This window comes from Mesorhizobium sp., from assembly GCF_004962925.1.
Classification (GTDB): domain Bacteria; phylum Pseudomonadota; class Alphaproteobacteria; order Rhizobiales; family Rhizobiaceae; genus Mesorhizobium.
This window is the reverse complement of sequence record NZ_SUEO01000328.1, coordinates 1-4,710: the sequence shown is the minus strand read 5'-3', so window position 1 is coordinate 4,710 and position 4,710 is coordinate 1. Positions and strand designations below refer to the sequence as shown.

At 60.1% G+C, this 4,710-nt stretch carries 6 protein-coding genes and 1 pseudogene; 6 read left to right on the top strand and 1 reads right to left on the bottom strand.

The features are described from left to right. Positions 1-305 (top strand): CPBP family intramembrane glutamic endopeptidase (locus tag E5W87_RS34100; RefSeq protein ID WP_292407933.1); only part of this gene is annotated, 305 nt, incomplete at its 5' end. Positions 306-699: 394 nt separating this feature from the next. Here the strand turns inward: E5W87_RS34100 and E5W87_RS34095 are convergent. Beyond that, positions 700-1,011, bottom strand: coding sequence for a hypothetical protein (locus E5W87_RS34095; RefSeq protein ID WP_292407930.1), 312 nt, complete (start codon positions 1,009-1,011; stop codon positions 700-702). A 290-nt stretch (positions 1,012-1,301) separates the two neighbouring features. Between E5W87_RS34095 and E5W87_RS34090 the strand changes: the two genes are divergently transcribed. From E5W87_RS34090 to E5W87_RS34075, 5 genes and pseudogenes are all read left to right on the top strand, one after another. Then, positions 1,302-2,027 (top strand): RNA ligase family protein, encoded by a 726-nt coding sequence (locus E5W87_RS34090; RefSeq protein ID WP_367118909.1) that lies wholly within the window; start codon positions 1,302-1,304, stop codon positions 2,025-2,027. Positions 2,028-2,072: 45 nt separating this feature from the next. Continuing rightward, a complete protein-coding gene (locus tag E5W87_RS36220) occupies positions 2,073-2,195 on the top strand; it encodes a hypothetical protein (RefSeq protein WP_367118908.1) in 123 nt (40 codons plus the stop codon). 136 nt (positions 2,196-2,331) lie between these two features. Next, positions 2,332-2,691 (top strand): response regulator, encoded by a 360-nt coding sequence (locus E5W87_RS34085; protein WP_292407927.1) that lies wholly within the window; start codon positions 2,332-2,334, stop codon positions 2,689-2,691. Between the two features lie 126 nt (positions 2,692-2,817). Continuing rightward, positions 2,818-2,930: pseudogene (locus tag E5W87_RS34080) on the top strand (ferritin-like domain-containing protein); the annotation flags it as partial. Between the two features lie 116 nt (positions 2,931-3,046). Continuing rightward, positions 3,047-4,573, top strand: coding sequence for a hypothetical protein (locus E5W87_RS34075; protein WP_292407924.1), 1,527 nt, complete (start codon positions 3,047-3,049; stop codon positions 4,571-4,573). Positions 4,574-4,710 lie beyond the last annotated feature (137 nt).

Here is a 4,710-nt window from a genome sequence, read left to right as displayed (position 1 = left end):
ACTGGATTCTCAGCGCGTGGCTCCCGTTTTTTGTGCTGAACATCGTTGGGGAAGAGTTTGTCTGGCGGGGTGTCGCACTGCCGCGGCAAGAGGTTGCCTTCGGGGGGCGGGCTTGGCTGGTCAATGGTATCCTGTGGTTGCTGTTCCACGCTGCCTTCCCCTGGCAAGTCCTGTTGACCCTTGTGCCCATCACGTTGCTCCTGCCCTACATTGTCCAGCGGCGTCGCAGCACATGGGCCGGGGTCGTTATCCACGCCGGGTTCGGAGCGATGGGCTTCCTGGTCCTAGCATTCGGGCTTGCCTAGATGTCCTCACAGCGCCGAATCATCCGCTGCAGCAGACGGCGGCAGCGATTTTGGTTTCTCGGAGTTCACCGGCACTCAGCGCGGCCGCCGCTGCTGAGCTGTGTCGTTAGTCTGTGGCGCCGCACTCCCAGTTTGCCGCAAATCATCTCCAGGGCATTCAAGAGCAGGGCGTTGTCGGCAAGCGGTTAGTTTTTCGACCGTCTCGATGATGGCTTTGGCAAGGGCTTCGCCCTCATGGACTGGCTCGGGGCCACAGAGCAGCAACACCGCTTCCTCGCTTGGCAACACGCCAGCCGGACAGGTCTGTTCAATCGCCATGCGAACCAGCTTGAGCGCGGCCCGTTCGTCGCGGCTGGTCTGTTGGGGTCCACGCTTCCTGGTCGACCTGCGTTCTCTAATCCGCCTCATCTCGAAATGCCGTCTTTTTGCGCGGAACAGGCGTCCAGCCAGTGATCGTATCGGCGTCGACGGTAATGAGCCCACCGGCCTTCACGGTGATCTTTTGGTCTTCCTCGTCGACGTGGGTGACCTCGCCTCTAAGCTGTAGCTCGTCGCCTGGCTGGGTCTTCTTTGCCGCCGGGATCGAATAGGAGAAGCCATAGGACGGGATGCTGACGCTGGCTCGTCCACCATCCAGCATTTTCAGCACGGTCACGGTTAGCGTCACTTCATCGCCGATGTTGATGTCCGTAATTTCCCACGCCATGCAGAGGATTCTGGAGCGGGCATGTGGGTCGTCAAGAGGTTTCTAATGTTCTGCTGGTGGCCATATCGCGCGTTTCCGCTGAGCCTGTCCGGCGGCTTCCGAGACGTCATCGGAACAGCGGCCCGGCGTCGCATCGAGGGGACTGGCGCCGAGCCTAACCGGCGTACGGGGGTAGTTTTACCGGCTGATGTGAATATAGCCTCCCTCATACATCATTGCTTGCTAATTTGATAAAATGATCATGTTCGGTTCCCCTAGCCGCCAGATCGTGCGGGCCTAGAGTCGATCCCGTGCCTAAACAGGTGATTGCCGGCACTGGCCGGCTGGCGTTCATTCCACCGATGTTGCCGACCCTGGTTGCGAAGCCTCCCGAGGGGGATGACTGGATTCACGAGGTCAAGCTCGATGGCTACCGTTCGCAGATCGTTATCAACGGCCCGGATGTTCGCATCTACACCAGGCGGGGCCTCGACTGGTCTGAAAAATATCGCGACCTGGTCGAAGCCGCGAAGGCGCTCAATGTCGAGACGGCGATCATCGATGGTGAAACGATCGTCACCAACGATGCCGGCCTCCCGGATTTCGCCGCACTTCGGCGAGCAATCACACGACGACAGCATGACCTCTACTTCGTCGCCTTCGATCTGCTGCACCTCAACGGCCACGATCTGCGCGACCTCGGCATCGAGGAGCGGCGCGAGATCCTGCATGGCTTGATCCCAGCCGGCAGCCGCATTCAGTTCAGCGAGGATATGCCAGGCGATGGCGATGCCGTGTTCTATCTGGTCGACAAGGCCGGTATCGAAGGGATCGTCTCGAAGCGCCGCGGCAGCAAATATCGCAGCGGCCCGACGACCAACTGGCTGAAGACGAAAAGCTTCACGGTCGACGAATTCGAGTTGCTTGGCGTCGAGCGCGAGCGGGGCAAGGCAGCGTTCGCGTTGCTGGCCGAGCCTGGCACCGGGAACTATGTCGGTTCCGCCTTCATCACATTGGGCCATGACATGCGGGAATGACTGTGGAAGCGTGTCCAGGAACACGCCGGACCGGCGCCCAAGGCGATGAAGAAGCGGCCGGCGACACAGTGGGTCGGGCGTGGCGTCAAGCTGCGCATCAAGCATCTGCGCGGCGACCACAGCCACATACGCCATGCCTCGCTGCTGGGTTTCGGGGACGAAGATTAGGTCAGCGCCACTCCTCAGAGCGCGGCAGTTGAAATTATTTGGATTCTGATCCTGACAGGATTATGAATTATCCTGGGCGCCGTTGTCGGATGTCAGCGCACATCGTGCTCCTTCCCATCCAAAGGAGGGTGAGGACATGAGAAAGTCGCTAGCGCTCATTTTCGAGGACGAGCCGATAATCGTCACGAGCATCGAGTCGTCGCTCAAAGCGGCTGGCTTTGCGGTGGCCTCAGAGCCAAGTTGCGTTCGTGCAAGACAAATTTTGGCTCTTGTCCAGCCCGACGTCGTTATCCTGGACGTCCTCTTGCGGGACTGCGTTAGCTCTTCGGTTGCTGAAGAACTCGTGGCTCGCAATATCCCCTTTGTGATTTACAGTGCCACGGACATCGAGGGCCGAGGGGAGGCCTTCAAGGCCGGGACTTTTGTCGAGAAACCTGTTAACGAATGCGTACTTGCAGCTTTGGCCAGTTCGCTGGCCGCGCACCGCGCACTCTGATGAGGTGTGTGCGTGATTGCCATTGGCTATCGACTTAAACGGTCGAGGGGATCACCACCCGCGGCAGCTGCGATCCAACCAGCCCCTGCATTGTATTCACAGCGGCAGGTTCGCGCCTGCTGGCCCTTCACCAGGACGCCGCAAGAGGTGCTTCGCATTGTGGATCTCACCGACCAAGCCGGTGTGAGCAAGGGCGGTTTTTACCCGAAGGGATGAACGGAAAGCTCAAAAGCACCTGATCAGACTGCGGAGGGAGCTGGCCGAACGTTGTCTGCGCCGGGATAGGCTGCGTGCACCAAGCGAAGGAACTTACCTTCGGTGTTGGCGTTGATATCGCGCAATGCGGGAGTGCGTCATGTTTCTGCTCGCAAAAGACACAATCAAGTTCAGCATTCTTGTCGGCCTTTCAGCCATCTTCGTAGATGCCTCCATTGCCCACGGCCTGCTCTGGGAAAATGATCCCTACTGGACATACTGGATCACCAAGACTTTCCTGATCACCACGGTGTTTCTGTTCGGCACGGCCTTTCTCGGCATCGGCATCGTGCCCGGCCTGATCCTGACTGCGGTCCACACGCTCATTCTGGAAACCTACTACCAGTGGCTGGCGCCCGTCGGGCTGCCGCAGGAACCCGAGTGGCTCGATTTCAACCACCTATGGATCACCGGCGTCCCGGTGCACTTCCTGGCGATATTCGGCGGATATTTGATGGCGCTGTGGCTGTGGCGGCGCAACCATCCCGTTCTTGAGGCTGAGCGCGGCGAGACATGGCGGTTCGTGGTTTACGGGCTGGTCACCGCCGTCATCATAGTGGCAGTGGACGGTATTCTGACCCAGATCGTGCTCCTGCGCGATTTTCCCGGCATCACGTTTTTCGTCCAGCACCTTCTGATCACCTTCGTTTTCGTCTGTGTCTGGACCGCCTATGCCGGCGCCGGCCCGATGGGCTGGGGCGTCGGCGCCCTGATGCTCGCCCTCGTCTGGACCACCTACAGCATGTATCTCGGGGCGCGCGGCCTGCCATTCGATCAGCCGTATTATTCCGGCTACACGGATCTCTGGTGGCTGTCGTTTCCCGGCGGTTTCGTTTCGGCGCTGTTCGGCTGGTGGATCGGCGTTTGGCTGATGACAAAGCGGCGCATGATCGGCGTTGCCGGGATTGCCATGTTAGCAGGCCTGCTGGGTGTTCCTGCCGATCCGGCGAGCGCTCAAACGAGGGGCACTGATGGCTTGGTTGCGACCGCACGTGCGTCAGGAGAAGGCCTACGGATGACCGGCGCGGATCCGTTCGCCATGAACAGCACAGTGCCGATGAACGGCACCATTGCAATCGAAACCGTGGAGATGGGAAACCGCTGGTCGCACGTCGAGAACACCGATGACATGCAGGTCTCGGCCGAATTCAGCGCCGGCGAAGCCAAGTATACTGTCAAGATCGACAAACCGATGCCGAGGCACCCGCTCGGAAGCTATACGACTTGGTCAGGCGCAGTGTATGAGCACGATATGCACGGCAACACCGGCATCGGCACCGGCAAACTACCGAAGGTCCGGCCAGAAATCGCCCTCTGGGGGTGGGCAGAGGTCAGCCGCAACGGCGAAGTGATTGCACGAGCAGCTCCTGCCCACATCATGGTGCTGACGGACGGTCCTATCCAGGGAGTTATGCTCGAAATCGACACGGAAGACAAAGGCCTGGTCGCTGAGCCAGACGGCTACATTAACGTGATGTGGCCAAAGGTCGAGGCGCTGCAAATGCCCGAGGCGCAGGACCGGACCCGCCAGATCATCGGCTGGGTGGGAATCGCCGGTTTTGTCGTTCTGTTCGGTGCATTGGCCATGCTTGACCGCAACAACAACGCTGCCCGGCCGAAGACCTAGTAGCACGGCGCCGCATCTGGAGCACGGTCTGGAAGGAAAGGCCGCGCTCCTCCTCCGAGCGCGGGCCGACCGGCTAGCTCCCGATCTGCAGCGGGTTGGGCTGGGCGGGGGGGTAACCCACTGGTCCCCAACAACAG